Raw genomic sequence first — 13,333 nt, 5'->3', positions numbered from 1 at the left:
GGAGAAATTGTCATGAAGCATGTACGATTGACCATTGCGCTCGGCCTCGCTGCGCTGACTGCCGCCTGCGGCAAAAAGGCGGAGACGCCGGTTACGGCGGAAACCAACCAGGCCGCACCTGCCGCTGAAGCCACGAACAGCGACATGGGCAACATGGCGATGGCGCCGGCGGCCTCTGTGCCGATCATGGCCAAGGGGCATGGTACGATAACCGCGATCGACAAGGCTGCCGGGACGATCACGCTGGATCATGGCGCGATCCCGGAAGTCAAATGGCCCGCGATGACGATGGCATTCAAGGCGGCACCTGCAATCATTGATGCGGCGAAGATCGGCGAGAAAGTCGATTTCGATCTCACATTGACTGGCAACGCCGGCGAAGTGACCGCAATCCATAAGCAGCCCTGACAAACCGAACAGGCTTTGACCGTCATGGCTAACGATATGTCAGCCATGACGGTGATCGCAAAGCCAATGCATAACCCCTAGAATGCGAAATCGAACTCCGCTTGATGAACCGGCCGCTCAGGCTGACTCGCCGAAGCGCTCAGCCTTCGAGAGGCACCTATGAGGGTGTAAACCGCGTGGCGCTGCCCACCCCTATTGTGATGGTCCACTCGATATCCTTCATAGTGCCGGCGCAATAGTCCGGCGGCTACGAGCTCGGATACCGCCCGGCTGAGGTTGCTTTTGCCGGCGACACGCGCTCGCGAGATTGCCACCTGATCGATTGCAGCATCGCATTTAACGGGATCGGCCGGAAGTTCGCCGCATTCCAGCAGATCAGCGCGAACGCGTTGTATGAGGGCTGACCGTCGGGTCTCGCGAACTGCCATTGGAGCCAGCGCATCGCAAAGCCAGTCGCGCAGGGATATCCTCTTGCCATCGCGAACGATCCACGGCCCTGCGCTTCCGTCGGGACCGGCAACCTGGGCGATTAGGTTAAGCAGCATGAATGCGTAGCGTGGGCGCGAAAAACCCGAAAGCCGCTGCAATATCGAGACCATATCGCATGCGCCGGGTGCGTTTGATCGAGGAGAGGCATCGTGAAACATAGCGGGACTGAATCAAGCACAAAGGCGGATCAATGTGAATCCCTTGGGCGATCAGCCCGCATATTTTGTCGAGTATGACACTTTACCCTGAGGCAAAGTGTCATAGCTGATTCATTCGAAACGGATCGAATTGAGACTCGTTCTCAATTGGTCGCGTTCGGCGTCAGCTTCGTCGCTTGGGGGCTGGACGGCGCCAGTCCTTCGTCCGAGCCTTTCATAATGGCTACGAAGATCAAAGATTGCGGTCGATTGTCCGACCTCGCCGAATTCACTGACGCCTGCGCGCGGGCGGAGACACTCGAGGATCTCCACCGGGTCATCGACGCGGCCATCCGCCAGTTCGGATTCCAGTGGTTCGCGCTCATCCATAATGTCGATTTGCAGCGCGGGGCGGACGGGGCCTTGTTCCTGACCACATATCCTGCCAGCTGGTTGGAGGAGGTGCTGGAAGAACGGCATTATCTGGAAGACCCGATCCATGCTGCCTGCGCGCGAACGCCATCAGGTCTGGCATGGGACCGCGTCGGCGACATCATCGATTTGACGCCCCGTCAGGGGGATATCCTTGCACGCGCCCGCGACCATCATCTTGCTTCGGGCTACAGCATGCCGATCCGTACACCGGGTGAAGCGGAAGCGATCTTCACAGCTGCTCGCGCCTCGGACGCGGCACTGGAACCGGCGGACGTACTCCTCGTCCGATTGCTGGGATCGGTCGCATTCGACCGCGCCCGCGAACTGGTCGATGACGGCAGTCGCCCCCTGGCCTGCGTCGCGCTCAGCCCGCGACAGATTGAATGTCTGGCCCTGGTCGCCCAGGGGAAAAGCGATTGGGAGATCGGCCAGATTCTGGGGCTCAGCCGCGACACGGTTCACGAATATGTGGAGGCCGCGCGCCGTCGCTACGGCGTGCGCCGTCGTACGCAGCTCGTGCTTCGCGCGGTGCGGGACGGGCATCTCAACATGGACGCTCTTCTCTAGCCAGCCATGCGCGATGATCGGCCTATCCCATGTACGGGCGTTCTGCGCTTCTGCCGCCGCGCTACCATCGGCCGACGCCCTCAAAGACCTCCTCGCCGAGATGACCCGGCGCATGGGCTTTGCCTATTTCGCGCTGGTCCATCACGTTGAACTCACGAATGCTGGCCATCGGATCAACCTGGTCGACTATCCGGCAGACTGGATAGAATGTTTCGAGGCCCGGCGCCTCTATGCCTGCGATCCGATCCACCGCGCGAGCCAGCGAACCAGCGTCGGTTTCACCTGGTCTGACGTCGGACGCCTGATAGACTTGACGCCTGCCGATCGTTCCGTCCTCGCGGACGCGAGGACAGCCGGCCTGGGCGAGGGGTTCACCATTCCCGCCCATCTTCCTGGGGAACTCAACGGATCCTGTTCGTTCGCCACGAGAAGCGGCGGCGAAATCGATCGAGATCAATTGCCCTTTGTCCAACTGATTGGAGGATTTGCGTTCGAGGCGGCGCGCCGTCTCGGTAGAACTGGCACGGTGCCGATGGAATTCACCCGCCTGACAGACCGGCAAGCGGAATGCGTGGCCCTGGTCGCACGGGGCAAGACGGATTGGGAAATCAGCCGCATTCTGGGTATCGGGCAGGAAACCGTGACCCAGCATGTGAAGGATGCGCGCGAGCGATACGGAACCACCAGGCGAACTCTCCTCGCAATCCGTGCGCTGTTCGACGGACAGATCAGCTTCGCCGATGTCTTCGGCCGATGATCTCCCCAGTTCTGGGGATAACGGCGCGGGCCGCCTTTTGATCGACTGACCTCCTCAAAGGAGGAAGTCAGATGCGACAGATTGCAAGTGGTTACTCGTCCGCCATGACGGACGAACTTTTCAGGTCGATGTTCGAGGACCGTAAGGAGGTTTTCGTAGATCTACTCAAATGGGACGTTCCCGTCCTCGAAGGTCGCTATGAAGTCGATCAGTTCGACAGCGAGAATGCGACCTATATCGTCATCCCCAGCCCCGATGGGCGCCATTTGGGGTCGGCGCGCCTGCTTGCAACCGATGGCGCGCATATCCTCGGCTCCATCTTTCCCGGCCTTTGTGAAGCGCCGCCGCCGAGCGGGCGGGACATTTTGGAGATCACCCGCTTCTGCCTGTCGAGGCGGCTCTGCGCACGCGATCGTCGCCTCGTTCGCGACCAGTTGGTTTCAGCCTTGGTCGACTATGCGCTCGAGCATCGGATCAGCCAATATACGGGCGTCGCGGAGCGGCCGTGGTTCCAGCAGATACTCAGCTTCGGATGGGAGTGCCGGCCCCTGGGCCTGCCCGCAGCGCAAGCAGGGGCTGATCTGATTGCCCTGGCGATCGATATTGATGCGCGAACTCCGGCCAAGATGGCGGCAGCGGGCGTTTATCGATCGGTCGCCTTGCGCGATCTGGCGGCAGCGGCGTGAGGAGAGACATCATGGCTAGCGCCACCCTGGCCCATGAACATGGGCATATCGCCGCCACGAATGAACTTACTACGCGTGGCTACTGCGTCCTGCACGACATTGTGACCCCGGATGTTATCCGGGCCGTCGATCGCGATCTCGCGCAGCGCTTTGTAGATACCCCCTTCTGTCAAGGCGGCTTCTATGGACCGAGGACCAAGCGGTTCGGGGGGCTGCTGAAGCGAAGCGATCACGCAGCCGAACTGATCCAAAATTCCGCGATCCTCGATCTCGCCCGCACAGTCCTGGAGCCATGGTGCGACGTCATTCAGCTCAACCTCGCCCAGGCATTGGAACTCCATCCCGGGGCACCAGCGCAGTTCCCTCATCGCGATCAGGACATGTGGTGCGGCGTGACGGGTGAGGTTGAATATCTGGTCAACGTCATGTGGCCGCTGACGCCCTTCCGCCGCGAGAACGGCGCGACGCTTATCTGGCCGGGCAGCCAAAATGGCGGTGACGCAGAGGCGCAGGAGAGAGATCCCTTGGCGATCGAATGCGCCCCCGGCTCAGCAATCGTCTTTCTGGGCTCGACGCTTCACGGCGCCGGCGCGAACGCCAGTCCTGGCGTGCGGCGTGGCATCATTGTCAGCTACTGCCTTGGCTGGCTGAAGCCCTACGAAAACCAGTGGCTCGTCTATCCGCCCGAGGTTGCCAGGCGCTTCCCGCCAGAGCTCGCGGGATTGGTCGGTTACCGGCAGCATCGACCCAATCTCGGCAACTATGAGGGACAATGTCCATCGGTTCTGTTGCGCGATGGGCTCGCCGAGCATCTGGCCGCAACCGACGCTCTGCGTCCCGACCAGGAAGCCGCGCTGGCCGATTTCCTGGTAGGGCAGCGATCGGCCCCGCACTAGGCCCCCCCAGGTGGGGGGATTGTCGAAATCGGCCCGGCTCGGAACAAAAGAGAGGTGAAATCCAACGGATAGCTGAGGCCTTTTTCTTCGCGGCGAAGGGCATTTGCTGCGGGGAGAAGACGCGATGCAGCGTGCTCTTACAGGCTTGGCGGTCTTCGCCCTTGTCCGTCTCAAACCTTTGACGGGAGAAGAACGGTGATCCTCGACGTCGCCGGTGCCTATGCCCTCGCAAGAGCCTGCGGGCCGAGCGTGGCGCCCGAGACATTGATGTCGATTGTCCACGCGGAAAGCCATTTCAACACGCTCGCCATCGGCGTGAACAGCCCCGGCATCCGCCGCCCCGAAGTGGCAACGAAGGAAGAGGCGGTAGCGGCAGCGCGGGCCTTGATCCGTCGTGGCGTCAACATCGACCTAGGCCTCGGCCAGATCAACAGCGCCAATCTGGCCTGGCTCGGCCTGTCGATCGAGCAGGCTTTCGAACCTTGCGCCAATCTCGCGGCCGCGGCGCGGGTTCTCACGCTCAACTACCGGGCCGTCGCGCGGCTTGCACCGACGCCGCAACACGCCATCGCGACGGCGCTCTCGCTCTATAACACGGGCGACCGCAGGCGCGGCTTCAGCAACGGCTATGTTGCGAAGGTCTATGCCAGCGCGGCCCATGTCATCCCTCAGATGGGGCCAGGCGCAACTGTCCCGGCAACTCGACCGGCCTCCCCAGGGACTTTCTCCGCTGGATTGCCGACCGATGGTGGAGCGCCGGTGCAACTAGCCGCCAGCACAGTGGAAACACCCCGCTGGGATGTCGAGGCCCAAGCATCTCAAGCGTCCCTCATGGTCTTCGGTGATGGGACGACAGCTTCGAAAGGACAGCATCCATGACAGCGATCACCGCCCGCGTGGGTGCGCAGCCGCGATGGGCGCAGCTCCTGCTGCGTATCCTCGGCATCTTGGCGCTCGCCATTCTCCTTTCCTTGGTCCTGAGCGATCCCGCGCATGCTCAAGGCGCCGACGGCATCACGTCCATGGCCGAGAACATCAAGACCTGGCTGACGGGTACGTTCGCAAAGACGATTGCGGTGATCGCGGTTGTCATTGTCGGCTTCATGTTTTTCACCGGGCGCGCCAGTCTTGGGCTGCTCGTCACCGTCATCGTTGGGATTTTCATCGTCTTCAGCGCGCAGTGGATCGTCGACACGATCACCGGCGGCGCCTGAGGGGAGGGCGGCCGTGGACGAGAAATTGCGCGAAGAGACGCTGTTCCTGGCGGTAACGCGGCCGACTATGTGGCTCGGCGTGCCGATCGAGGCGTCGCTTCCGATCGCACTGGTCGCTTGTCTTTCCCTGATCGTCAGCGGAAACCCCCTTTATGCCTGCGCGATAGGGGGCGCCTGCCTTGCGGTCGCGCGGTTGATTGTCCGCCACGACGCCAACGCGTTCCGGCTGCTCTGGCTCTGGACCATGACGAAGGCCCGCTGCCGCAATCGCGGCTGGTGGGGCGGAAGCTCCTATTCGCCGCTTCCGGTAGCGGGGCTCAAGCGAAAAGGCTTTGCCCATGGCTAGCGCAGCCAACTCGATGTCGGCGCGCAAGACGCCGTGGCGCATCCTGAGGCAGGAAACCGAGCCCGGCCGCTATCTGCCCTACGCCCGACATGTGACGGCAGAGGTCATCGCGCTCGACAGCGGCGACCTCATGATGATGTTTCGGCTCGATGGGCTGGCCTTTGAAACCGCCGATCCCGTGCAATTGAACGACTGGCACGAAAAGCTCAACGGCACCTGGCGCAATATCGCGGACGATCGCCTGGCGATCTGGATGCATGTCGTGCGACGGCCAATCAGCGATTATCCCGAAGGTCCATTCCGGTCCGCATTCGCATCGGACCTCGACGGCAAATATCGTGCGCGTGTCACCGCCAAGCGCATGTTCGTCAACGAACATTATTTGACACTGCTGCTGCGTCCGGCAGTCGGATCGGCCGACCGCACCGGCTTGCTGTTGAGGCGGATCGCAAAGGCGAAGGCCACGGACCAGGAAGTCGATCCCGACGAACTGACGCGCTTTGAGGAAAAGGCGCGCGACATCGAGAAGCTGCTCAGGCGATGCAGCCCGGCTCGGCTCGGTCTCTACGAACAGCATGGCCTGATGTTCTCAGGCCCGCTCGAAGTGCTGGAACAGATCATGATGGGTGCGCCCGCCAAGGTGCCGCTGGTCCGCGGTCACCTCGGCTCCGCGCTTTATGGCGAGCGCGTGATATTCGGGCGCGAGACGGTTGAGATCCGCGCCCATGACCACAGTCGGTGGTTGGGCATTTTTGGTATCCGCGAATATCCCGCCGTGACCCGGCCCGGTCAGATGAACGCGCTGCTCGGCCAGGATTTCGCGTTCGTCGTCTCGCAGTCTTTCACTTTTATGAGCAAGGCGCGAGCCGCGGAGCGCCTGCGTCGCCGGCAGAACCAGATGGCATCGACAGAGGATGCGGCGGCCAGCCAGGCGCTCGACCTCGGTGATGCGGCCGACGATCTTCAAAGCAACCGTTTCGTGCTGGGCGAGCACCATTTCTCGCTCGCCGTGTTCGCCGAGGGCCAGAAGCGCTTGGCCGACAATCTCTCCGCCGCCCGGGCTGCGCTGGCGGACGCGGGTCTGGTATCGGCTCGCGAGGGGCCAGCACTGGAAGCCGCCTTCTGGGCGCAGCTACCGGGCAATTTCGCCTGGCGAGCCCGTCCCGCGGCGATCACGTCGCGAAACTTTGCGGCCCTCGCGCCCTTCCACACTTATCCTCCTGGCCGCGCTACGGGCAACCATTGGGGGCCGGCGATCGCCCTCATGAAGACGGCGGCGCAATCTCCCTATTATTTCAATTTCCATGTGGGCGACCTGGGCCACACGCTCATCATCGGCCCCTCCGGCGCCGGCAAGACCGTGGTTCAGAACTTCCTGATGGCGCAGCTCGAAAAGACCGGCGCGCAGCAGATTTTCATCGACAAGGATCGAGGAGCGGAGATTTACGTCCGGTCGGCGGGTGGACTGTATCTAACATTGAAAAATGGCGAGCCGACGGGTTTCGCCCCCCTGCGCGCCCTCGCACACATCCCGCGTAATACAGTCTTCCTGGGCCGGTTGATCCGCCATCTCGTCACTCCGGCGGGCGGCCAACTCGGCGTTGCCCAAGAGCGCATGATCGACGAGGGCCTCGCCTCGCTGGGGCGACTCGCGCCCGAGGACCGATCCATGCTCGCGTTGCGGCAGTTGCTCGGCCAGCGCGATCCCGAGGGCATCGGTGCCCGGCTCGAAAAATGGGCGCGGGGCGGCTCGCTTGGCTGGGTCTTCGACAATGAGACCGATGCGCTCTCGCTCGACGCCCCGTTCCTCGGTTTCGACATGACGGACTTCCTCGACAATCCCGAGGTCCGCACCCCGCTCATGATGTATATGTTCCACAGGATCGACGGACTGCTGGACGGCCGCCGCCTTGTCATCGACATTGACGAGTTCTGGAAGGCGCTCGGCGATGAGGCCTTTCGGGCCTTCGCCCAGGATGGTCTCAAGACCTACCGCAAGCAGAATGCGTTTCTCGTTTTCGGCACGCAAAGCCCAGCGGATGCGCTGCGATCGGATATTTCGCACAGCATCATGGAGCAGGTCGCGACCAAGATCCTGCTGCCCAACCCCTATGGCCGCGAAGCGGACTATATCGACGGCCTTGGCCTGACCCGGGCGGAATATAAGCTCATCCGGCACGACCTGAACCCGGAATCCCGGCGCTTCCTCATCAAGCAGGGCCATGACTCGATCGTCGTCGAACTCGATCTGGCGGGGCTATCGGACGAGCTTGCAGTGCTTTCGGGCACCACCGAGACGGTGATGCTCCTCGATGCCATTCGCGCCCAGGTCGGGGACGATCCCGCCGAATGGCTCCCCCTCTTCCATCAGCAGCGCCGGTCGGCATCAACCAGAAAGGTGTGAACAATGCGTAGAATCAGCTTGGCCATGCTCATAATGCTCTCGTCAGCCGCGGCAACGCCGGCGCTGGCGCAAGGCATCCCAGTCTATGACAGTTCGGGCTATCTGCAGGCACTCGCCACGGTGAGAAACACCCTGTCAATGATCGAACAGGGCAAGGAGCAGATCGCCGAAGCGCAGCAACTCTACGGCAGCTTCAACCAGGTCACGAACGTCAACGGTATAGCGTCCTCCCTCTCGACGGATGCCATGCGGCACCTACTTCCAGCCGATGCGCGCGATATCGGGCGGCTGATGTCATCCGACAATGCGAGCCTTGGATCGCTGGGCAGCGCCGCGATGAGGATCCGCGAAGCCAATAGCATCGCGCTGCCGGAACTCCGCCCCGGCGCCACAGCCTATGAACGGAGCTCGCGGGACGCCTTGCTTCGTAACGGCGATATGGCGGCACGCGATGCGGCGATCGCCGAGTCTGCTTACGGGGTCAGCGCGCAGAGGACCGCCGGCCTTGAGGAGCTCCGCACCTCGCTCGACAGCGCATCGGACGCAAAGCAGGTCATGGATATTCAGGCGAGGGTGGGCGTCGAGAATGCCCACATCCAGAATGACGCCGTACAACTCCAGGCCTTGCAGATGAGACAGGAGGCCCAAGCCCACTTGAGATCCCAAAGGGAAAGCGAAGCAATTTTGTCTGCAAAGCTCGAAAGCCTCTCCCAGTGATGCGGGGAATCATAGCTCTTGCGCTTGCGCCGACGATATTGGTCGGGTGCCAGCAGGCGCCTCGCGGCAAGGACTATCTTCGGCAACACCCTGATGAATTGCGCGAACTTATCAGAACATGTGCTGACGGAACGCATGCGAATTCGCAGGAGTGTTCAAACGCGGAGAGCCTGCGGACGCTCAACAACAAGCTTCAGTCCTTAGCGAAATAGCTCACGGGGGGATGACTGTGATGGCCATAACTCTGTTCAACTCGCTCTATACGAACATTGATGGAAAGCTGGATCTGTTCCTCAATGAGCGGTTGCAGAATGTGGTCGACGTGGTTCGGGGGCCATTAGCGCTCGGCCTAGTGATTTATATCGCGCTGTTTGGATACATGGTCATGCGCGGCATTATCAGCGAGCCATGGGGTGAACTCTTCTATCGGATGGTCAAGCTGTGTCTGCTATATGTGGCGGCAACCACCGTGGCGTATTCAGATTGGATAACTACGCCATTATTCCACGGAATGCCGGATGCAATCTCACAGGCGCTTGCAGGAAAAACAGTCAGCACCGCTGGGCAGGCGTTCGACGATTACTATACTCAAAGCGATATCATAATAGCGCGCATTGAAACTGAAGCTGCGACTTACAGCGACATAAACCCCTATAAACTCGTCCTATATGCACTTAGTCTTGGGTTGAAGGCTTTGGCTGGCCTGTCGGCTGCCGTCGGCTTTGCAATCACAATTTTTGCAAAAGTGGCGCTTGCGATCATCATCGCCCTTGGCCCCATCTTTATTGCTCTTGCGCTGTTCGAGCCGACTAGGCGATTCTTTCATGGATGGTTGGGTCAGGCCGTCAACTATATCGTACTGCTCGCGGTGATCATCGCGATCACAACGTTGATCACGGACCTCGGCGCTACTGCCACGACCGCTTCAGAAGGAGTGGTGGATACCGCATTCGGGGCCGTGCTCTTCGCCGCATATATCTTTCTTGGGACCATATTCTTTTTCCAGGCCCCAGCGATCGCCACCGGCATCGCTGGCGGAGCGGCGGCGGGGGTAGGCGCGTTCGCCGGCACCGCCTGGGGGACTATGGCCTCACCATTCCGCCAACGGCGCGTCATGCGCAACAGCCGCAACCTGGAACGTGCCGCCCGACAGGGTGGCGCGATCGAAGCAGCGTGACGGGAGCTTTCTCAATGTCAGGACACGCCTTCTCTCTGGGGTTCGCCTCACGCTTCATCACAGCATTTGGTGTGGTGGCCGCGCTGGCAGGATGCGCTACTGGCGCGAAGAAGTTGGCGGTCTGCGACGGTCACCATCTCCGGGATGTGAACATCTACGGCAGTGTTTTGCCCGGTTCACCTGTCCCGGCGACCACAGCGCCCAGAAGCGCGCCCCCCGTGCCGCAGCTTGCCCATCCGAAGCCTGGCGACCCGCCAGTTCCGCCAGCCGTGCCGCAACCTGTCGCACCGGGCGAGGACAAGATTTCTGCCGCCCCAAGGGAGCAGCTTTATGCGAGTTGCTGACGACCAGGCCGAAGCTGTTCCGGCGGCAGGGCTGCAAAGATATTTCGGTGATGCCCGGACTTGGGACCAGGATCGTATCCGCTCGGCGCTGCGCTCGAGCAGGATCGCATGGGGTGTTGCCGGGGTGACGTCGATCCTTGCTGCTGTTTCCATCTTCGCAGTTGCGGCGCTAACCCCGCTGAAAACTGTCGTCCCTTACGTCATTCGTGTGAACCAGACGACTGGCGCCGTCGACGTCCAGACCGCTTTGACCGAGCGTCCCATGCGGTACGACGAAGCGGTCACCAAATATTTCCTGGCGCAATATGTGCGGACCCGGGAGAGCTGGATCCCCGCGGCGGCCGAGGAGAATTTCCGCTCGGTGACGATCTTGTCGCAGCCTGCCGAGCAGCAGCGTTGGGCGCGCTTCTTCAGCAACAATAACGGCTCCAGCCCGCAGAATGTTTGGGGCAAGAATGCCGTCGTCCAGGCTCGCGTTCGCAACATCGCCTTCATCAACGATCGGGTAGCCAACATTCGCTTCACCCGGTTGATCCAGACGGAAACCGACACGCAAAGCAGCGATTGGATCGCGACCGTCACCTTCACTTACGCCAACGCGCCGATGTCGGAGGGAGACCGCTATCGCAATCCCCTGGGCTTCCAGGTCGAGAACTATCGGTCCGATCCGGAGGTCACGCGATGAAGGCGCTATTTCCTGCACTCGCGCTGGTGCTGGTGCCGGCCATCGCGGGCGCCGTGGAGGTTCCGCGCGGCGCGCGGGCAGACCCTCGGGTCAAGTTCGTCGATTATGAGGAGATGCAGGTCTATCGGGTCGTCGGCACGTTCCGAACCGCCACGCAGATCGTACTGAGCGAAGATGAGACGATTCAGCATGTGGCGCTCGGCGATACCGTCTCATGGGAAGTCGCTGTCGCCGGCCATATTTTGTTTCTCAAGCCCCGCGAACGCGCTGGTCCAACCAATCTGATCGTGACGACATCGCGCGGGGGCGCGCTCCGCAACTATGCTTTTGAGCTGACCGCTCGCAGCGGCCCTATCACCGGGCGCAACGGACAAGCCTATTTTCAGGTGCGATTCCGATACCCTCGTGACGATGCCGCCAAAGCCGAGCGATTGAGGGCGACGCAAATCGCCATGCAAGCGGCCGCGCTGGAGGCCCAGGCGGTTCGTGGCGCTCTCGATCATGGCGTGATCGAGGGACCGCGCAACATGAACTACAAGATCCAGGGCTCGAGCGACCTGCAACCGTCGGAAGTCTCCGACAACGGGCAGTTCACCGTGCTGCGTTTCCCTGCCAACCGGGAGGTTCCCGCCATCTACCTCGTGCGGTCCGACGGGTCGGAAACGCTGGTTCCCTTCGATGTGCGGGCCGAGTTCGTCGTCGTGCATATGGTCGCCAAGCAATTGCGGTTGCGCCGCGGCCGCGAGGTGCTGTGCATCTATAACCAGGCCCCGGAACCCTATGGCGTCGATTACGGCACCAACACCGGCTCGCCGCATGTCGAGCGCACCATCACAAATCCGCAGGAATAGGTCATGGCCGAAGAATCCACCCCCGTAGCGCGATCGCTTCCGACCGGAGATCCCACGCCGGAGCGGGACGAAATCCTGCAGGAGCGGGGCATAGCGCCGATCGGCGGCATGACCTCCGCCAAGCGGAACACCGCGCTCATCGTTGCGGGAACCGCCATGGTGCTCGGCATTTTATGGGTGAATTCCGGGACAGGACAATCAGGGCGGCGGGATATGACTGCGCCGGCGGGCGCGGCTCGTGAGCGGCCTGATCTCGTGCCGCGAGAGACCGTCGATTATGCGGCCGTCGCTCCCCGACCATTGGCCGCTGCGGGCGTCGATCCCAATGCTCCCGTACTAAACCCACCGCCGGTCGTCGGCCCGGACGGGCAGGTCGTGCCCGCCTTGCAGCCAGGCGCTGCTCCCACGTCGGGCGGCGCGGCATCCAAACCCAACCTTGCCGATCAGGCGCGGCGGTCCACGCTGATTGCCTATGGCGGGCAGGATTCCGGGACTCGTCCGGTTCAGCAGGATATGCCGGGGATGGATGCGGGAAGGCCGTCCGTTGCTTCCGCCGATGGAACAGCGCCGCCGCCGGCTTCCCCGAATGCCCTCGACCTTCTCCGTCAGAGTTCGGCCGTTGGTGAAGCGCGCGCCTCGATGCTGCCAAACCGCAATTTCCTCATTACCGCTGGCACGCTGATCCCATGCGTCCTCCAGACGGCCATCAATTCCGCGCAGCCTGGCTACACGTCCTGCCTTATTCCGCGTGACGTCTATTCGGAGAACGGTCGGGTCGTCCTGATGGAGAAGGGCACGCGCGTGCTGGGCGAATATCGGGGCGGCATCCAGCAGGGCCAGAACCGTCTCTTCGTGCTCTGGACCCGTGCCGTCACGCCGCAAGGCGTCCGGATCGATCTTGCCTCGCCCGGATCCGATGCCTTGGGCCGGGCTGGGCTGGCAGGTGCGGTCGACACCTTCTTCTGGGCACGGTTTGGCGGGGCGCTCCTGCTCTCCCTTGTCGATGATGCGGCCTATATCGGTGGGCAAGCGGTTTCGAACGGCAATGGCAATTTCAACAACATCACCCGGACGCCAAGCGAAGGCGCGGCTATCGCTTTGCAGAACAACATCAACATCCGACCGGTCCTGAAGAAAAATCAGGGCGAGGAGGTCGGGATCTTCGTCGCGAAGGATTTCAATTTCGCGGATGTCTATAATCTGAAATTGCGGCGGTGAGC

16 protein-coding genes are annotated in these 13,333 nt (G+C 61.9%); 15 read left to right on the top strand and 1 reads right to left on the bottom strand.

Annotated features, from left to right (window positions below; genetic code table 11):
• The first annotated feature begins 12 nt into the window (after positions 1–12).
• Entirely contained in the window at positions 13–408 is a 396-nt protein-coding gene (locus J3E64_RS18170) for a copper-binding protein (protein ID WP_253344456.1), read from the top strand.
• Positions 409–485: 77 nt separating this feature from the next.
• Here the strand turns inward: J3E64_RS18170 and J3E64_RS18165 are convergent, their stop codons facing one another.
• Positions 486–1,055, bottom strand: a complete 570-nt coding sequence (locus J3E64_RS18165) for a hypothetical protein (protein WP_253344455.1) — start codon at positions 1,053–1,055, stop codon at positions 486–488.
• A 219-nt stretch (positions 1,056–1,274) separates the two neighbouring features.
• Here J3E64_RS18165 and J3E64_RS18160 point away from each other — a divergent pair, with 219 nt between their 5' ends.
• From J3E64_RS18160 to virB10, 14 genes are all read left to right on the top strand, one after another.
• The gene (locus J3E64_RS18160) at positions 1,275–2,036 is read left to right on the top strand and encodes a LuxR family transcriptional regulator (RefSeq protein ID WP_253344454.1); all 762 of its coding nucleotides are present in this window, start codon (positions 1,275–1,277) and stop codon (positions 2,034–2,036) included.
• Positions 2,037–2,049: 13 nt separating this feature from the next.
• Positions 2,050–2,793 (top strand): LuxR family transcriptional regulator, encoded by a 744-nt coding sequence (locus J3E64_RS18155; protein WP_253344453.1) that lies wholly within the window; start codon positions 2,050–2,052, stop codon positions 2,791–2,793.
• Positions 2,794–2,864: 71 nt separating this feature from the next.
• Positions 2,865–3,479 (top strand): acyl-homoserine-lactone synthase, encoded by a 615-nt coding sequence (locus J3E64_RS18150; RefSeq protein WP_253344452.1) that lies wholly within the window; start codon positions 2,865–2,867, stop codon positions 3,477–3,479.
• An 11-nt stretch (positions 3,480–3,490) separates the two neighbouring features.
• Positions 3,491–4,375, top strand: coding sequence for a phytanoyl-CoA dioxygenase family protein (locus J3E64_RS18145; RefSeq protein ID WP_253344451.1), 885 nt, complete (start codon positions 3,491–3,493; stop codon positions 4,373–4,375).
• Positions 4,376–4,570: 195 nt separating this feature from the next.
• Positions 4,571–5,254, top strand: coding sequence for a lytic transglycosylase domain-containing protein (locus tag J3E64_RS18140; RefSeq protein WP_253344450.1), 684 nt, complete (start codon positions 4,571–4,573; stop codon positions 5,252–5,254).
• Positions 5,251–5,589, top strand: a complete 339-nt coding sequence (locus J3E64_RS18135) for a TrbC/VirB2 family protein (RefSeq protein ID WP_253344449.1) — start codon at positions 5,251–5,253, stop codon at positions 5,587–5,589. The genes J3E64_RS18140 and J3E64_RS18135 overlap by 4 nt, the downstream gene beginning before the upstream one ends.
• A 13-nt stretch (positions 5,590–5,602) precedes the next feature.
• Complete coding sequence (locus tag J3E64_RS18130; protein WP_367398644.1) at positions 5,603–5,935, top strand: type IV secretion system protein VirB3; 333 nt, start codon at positions 5,603–5,605, stop codon at positions 5,933–5,935.
• Positions 5,928–8,339 carry a VirB4 family type IV secretion/conjugal transfer ATPase gene (locus J3E64_RS18125; RefSeq protein WP_253344448.1) on the top strand — a complete coding sequence of 804 codons (2,412 nt, stop codon included), beginning with the start codon at positions 5,928–5,930 and terminating at the stop codon, positions 8,337–8,339. Before J3E64_RS18130 ends, J3E64_RS18125 begins: the two co-directional genes overlap by 8 nt.
• Before the next feature lie 3 nt (positions 8,340–8,342).
• The gene (locus J3E64_RS18120) at positions 8,343–9,056 is read left to right on the top strand and encodes a type IV secretion system protein (protein ID WP_253344447.1); all 714 of its coding nucleotides are present in this window, start codon (positions 8,343–8,345) and stop codon (positions 9,054–9,056) included.
• The gene (locus J3E64_RS20875; RefSeq protein ID WP_367398646.1) at positions 9,056–9,268 is read left to right on the top strand and encodes an EexN family lipoprotein; all 213 of its coding nucleotides are present in this window, start codon (positions 9,056–9,058) and stop codon (positions 9,266–9,268) included. The genes J3E64_RS18120 and J3E64_RS20875 overlap by 1 nt, the downstream gene beginning before the upstream one ends.
• Positions 9,269–9,288: 20 nt before the next feature.
• Complete coding sequence (locus J3E64_RS18115) at positions 9,289–10,233, top strand: type IV secretion system protein (RefSeq protein ID WP_253344446.1); 945 nt, start codon at positions 9,289–9,291, stop codon at positions 10,231–10,233.
• 330 nt (positions 10,234–10,563) lie between these two features.
• A complete protein-coding gene (locus J3E64_RS18110; protein WP_253344445.1) occupies positions 10,564–11,262 on the top strand; it encodes a virB8 family protein in 699 nt (232 codons plus the stop codon).
• Positions 11,259–12,113 (top strand): P-type conjugative transfer protein VirB9, encoded by an 855-nt coding sequence (gene virB9 / locus J3E64_RS18105; protein ID WP_253344444.1) that lies wholly within the window; start codon positions 11,259–11,261, stop codon positions 12,111–12,113. The genes J3E64_RS18110 and virB9 overlap by 4 nt, the downstream gene beginning before the upstream one ends.
• 3 nt (positions 12,114–12,116) lie before the next feature.
• A complete protein-coding gene (gene virB10 / locus J3E64_RS18100; protein ID WP_253344443.1) occupies positions 12,117–13,331 on the top strand; it encodes a type IV secretion system protein VirB10 in 1,215 nt (404 codons plus the stop codon).
• Positions 13,332–13,333 lie beyond the last annotated feature (2 nt).

Source organism: Sphingobium sp. OAS761 (genome assembly GCF_024168485.1).
In the GTDB taxonomy this organism is placed as follows: domain Bacteria; phylum Pseudomonadota; class Alphaproteobacteria; order Sphingomonadales; family Sphingomonadaceae; genus Sphingobium.
Note: the sequence above shows the minus strand (reverse complement) of the source record. Positions and strands in the feature narration are given on the sequence as shown.

Excerpts from the sequence above, each read along its gene's own strand:
- J3E64_RS18170 (WP_253344456.1), top strand. The coding sequence starts at position 13 with ATGAAGCATGTACGATTGACCATTGCGCTCGGCCTCGCTGCGCTGACT.
- J3E64_RS18165 (WP_253344455.1), bottom strand. The coding sequence starts at position 1,055 with ATGTTTCACGATGCCTCTCCTCGATCAAACGCACCCGGCGCATGCGAT.
- J3E64_RS18160 (WP_253344454.1), top strand. The coding sequence starts at position 1,275 with ATGGCTACGAAGATCAAAGATTGCGGTCGATTGTCCGACCTCGCCGAA.
- J3E64_RS18155 (WP_253344453.1), top strand. The coding sequence starts at position 2,050 with ATGATCGGCCTATCCCATGTACGGGCGTTCTGCGCTTCTGCCGCCGCG.
- J3E64_RS18150 (WP_253344452.1), top strand. The coding sequence starts at position 2,865 with ATGCGACAGATTGCAAGTGGTTACTCGTCCGCCATGACGGACGAACTT.
- J3E64_RS18145 (WP_253344451.1), top strand. The coding sequence starts at position 3,491 with ATGGCTAGCGCCACCCTGGCCCATGAACATGGGCATATCGCCGCCACG.
- J3E64_RS18135 (WP_253344449.1), top strand. The coding sequence starts at position 5,251 with ATGACAGCGATCACCGCCCGCGTGGGTGCGCAGCCGCGATGGGCGCAG.
- J3E64_RS18125 (WP_253344448.1), top strand. The coding sequence starts at position 5,928 with ATGGCTAGCGCAGCCAACTCGATGTCGGCGCGCAAGACGCCGTGGCGC.
- J3E64_RS18120 (WP_253344447.1), top strand. The coding sequence starts at position 8,343 with ATGCGTAGAATCAGCTTGGCCATGCTCATAATGCTCTCGTCAGCCGCG.
- J3E64_RS20875 (WP_367398646.1), top strand. The coding sequence starts at position 9,056 with ATGCGGGGAATCATAGCTCTTGCGCTTGCGCCGACGATATTGGTCGGG.
- J3E64_RS18115 (WP_253344446.1), top strand. The coding sequence starts at position 9,289 with ATGGCCATAACTCTGTTCAACTCGCTCTATACGAACATTGATGGAAAG.
- J3E64_RS18110 (WP_253344445.1), top strand. The coding sequence starts at position 10,564 with ATGCGAGTTGCTGACGACCAGGCCGAAGCTGTTCCGGCGGCAGGGCTG.
- virB9 (WP_253344444.1), top strand. The coding sequence starts at position 11,259 with ATGAAGGCGCTATTTCCTGCACTCGCGCTGGTGCTGGTGCCGGCCATC.
- virB10 (WP_253344443.1), top strand. The coding sequence starts at position 12,117 with ATGGCCGAAGAATCCACCCCCGTAGCGCGATCGCTTCCGACCGGAGAT.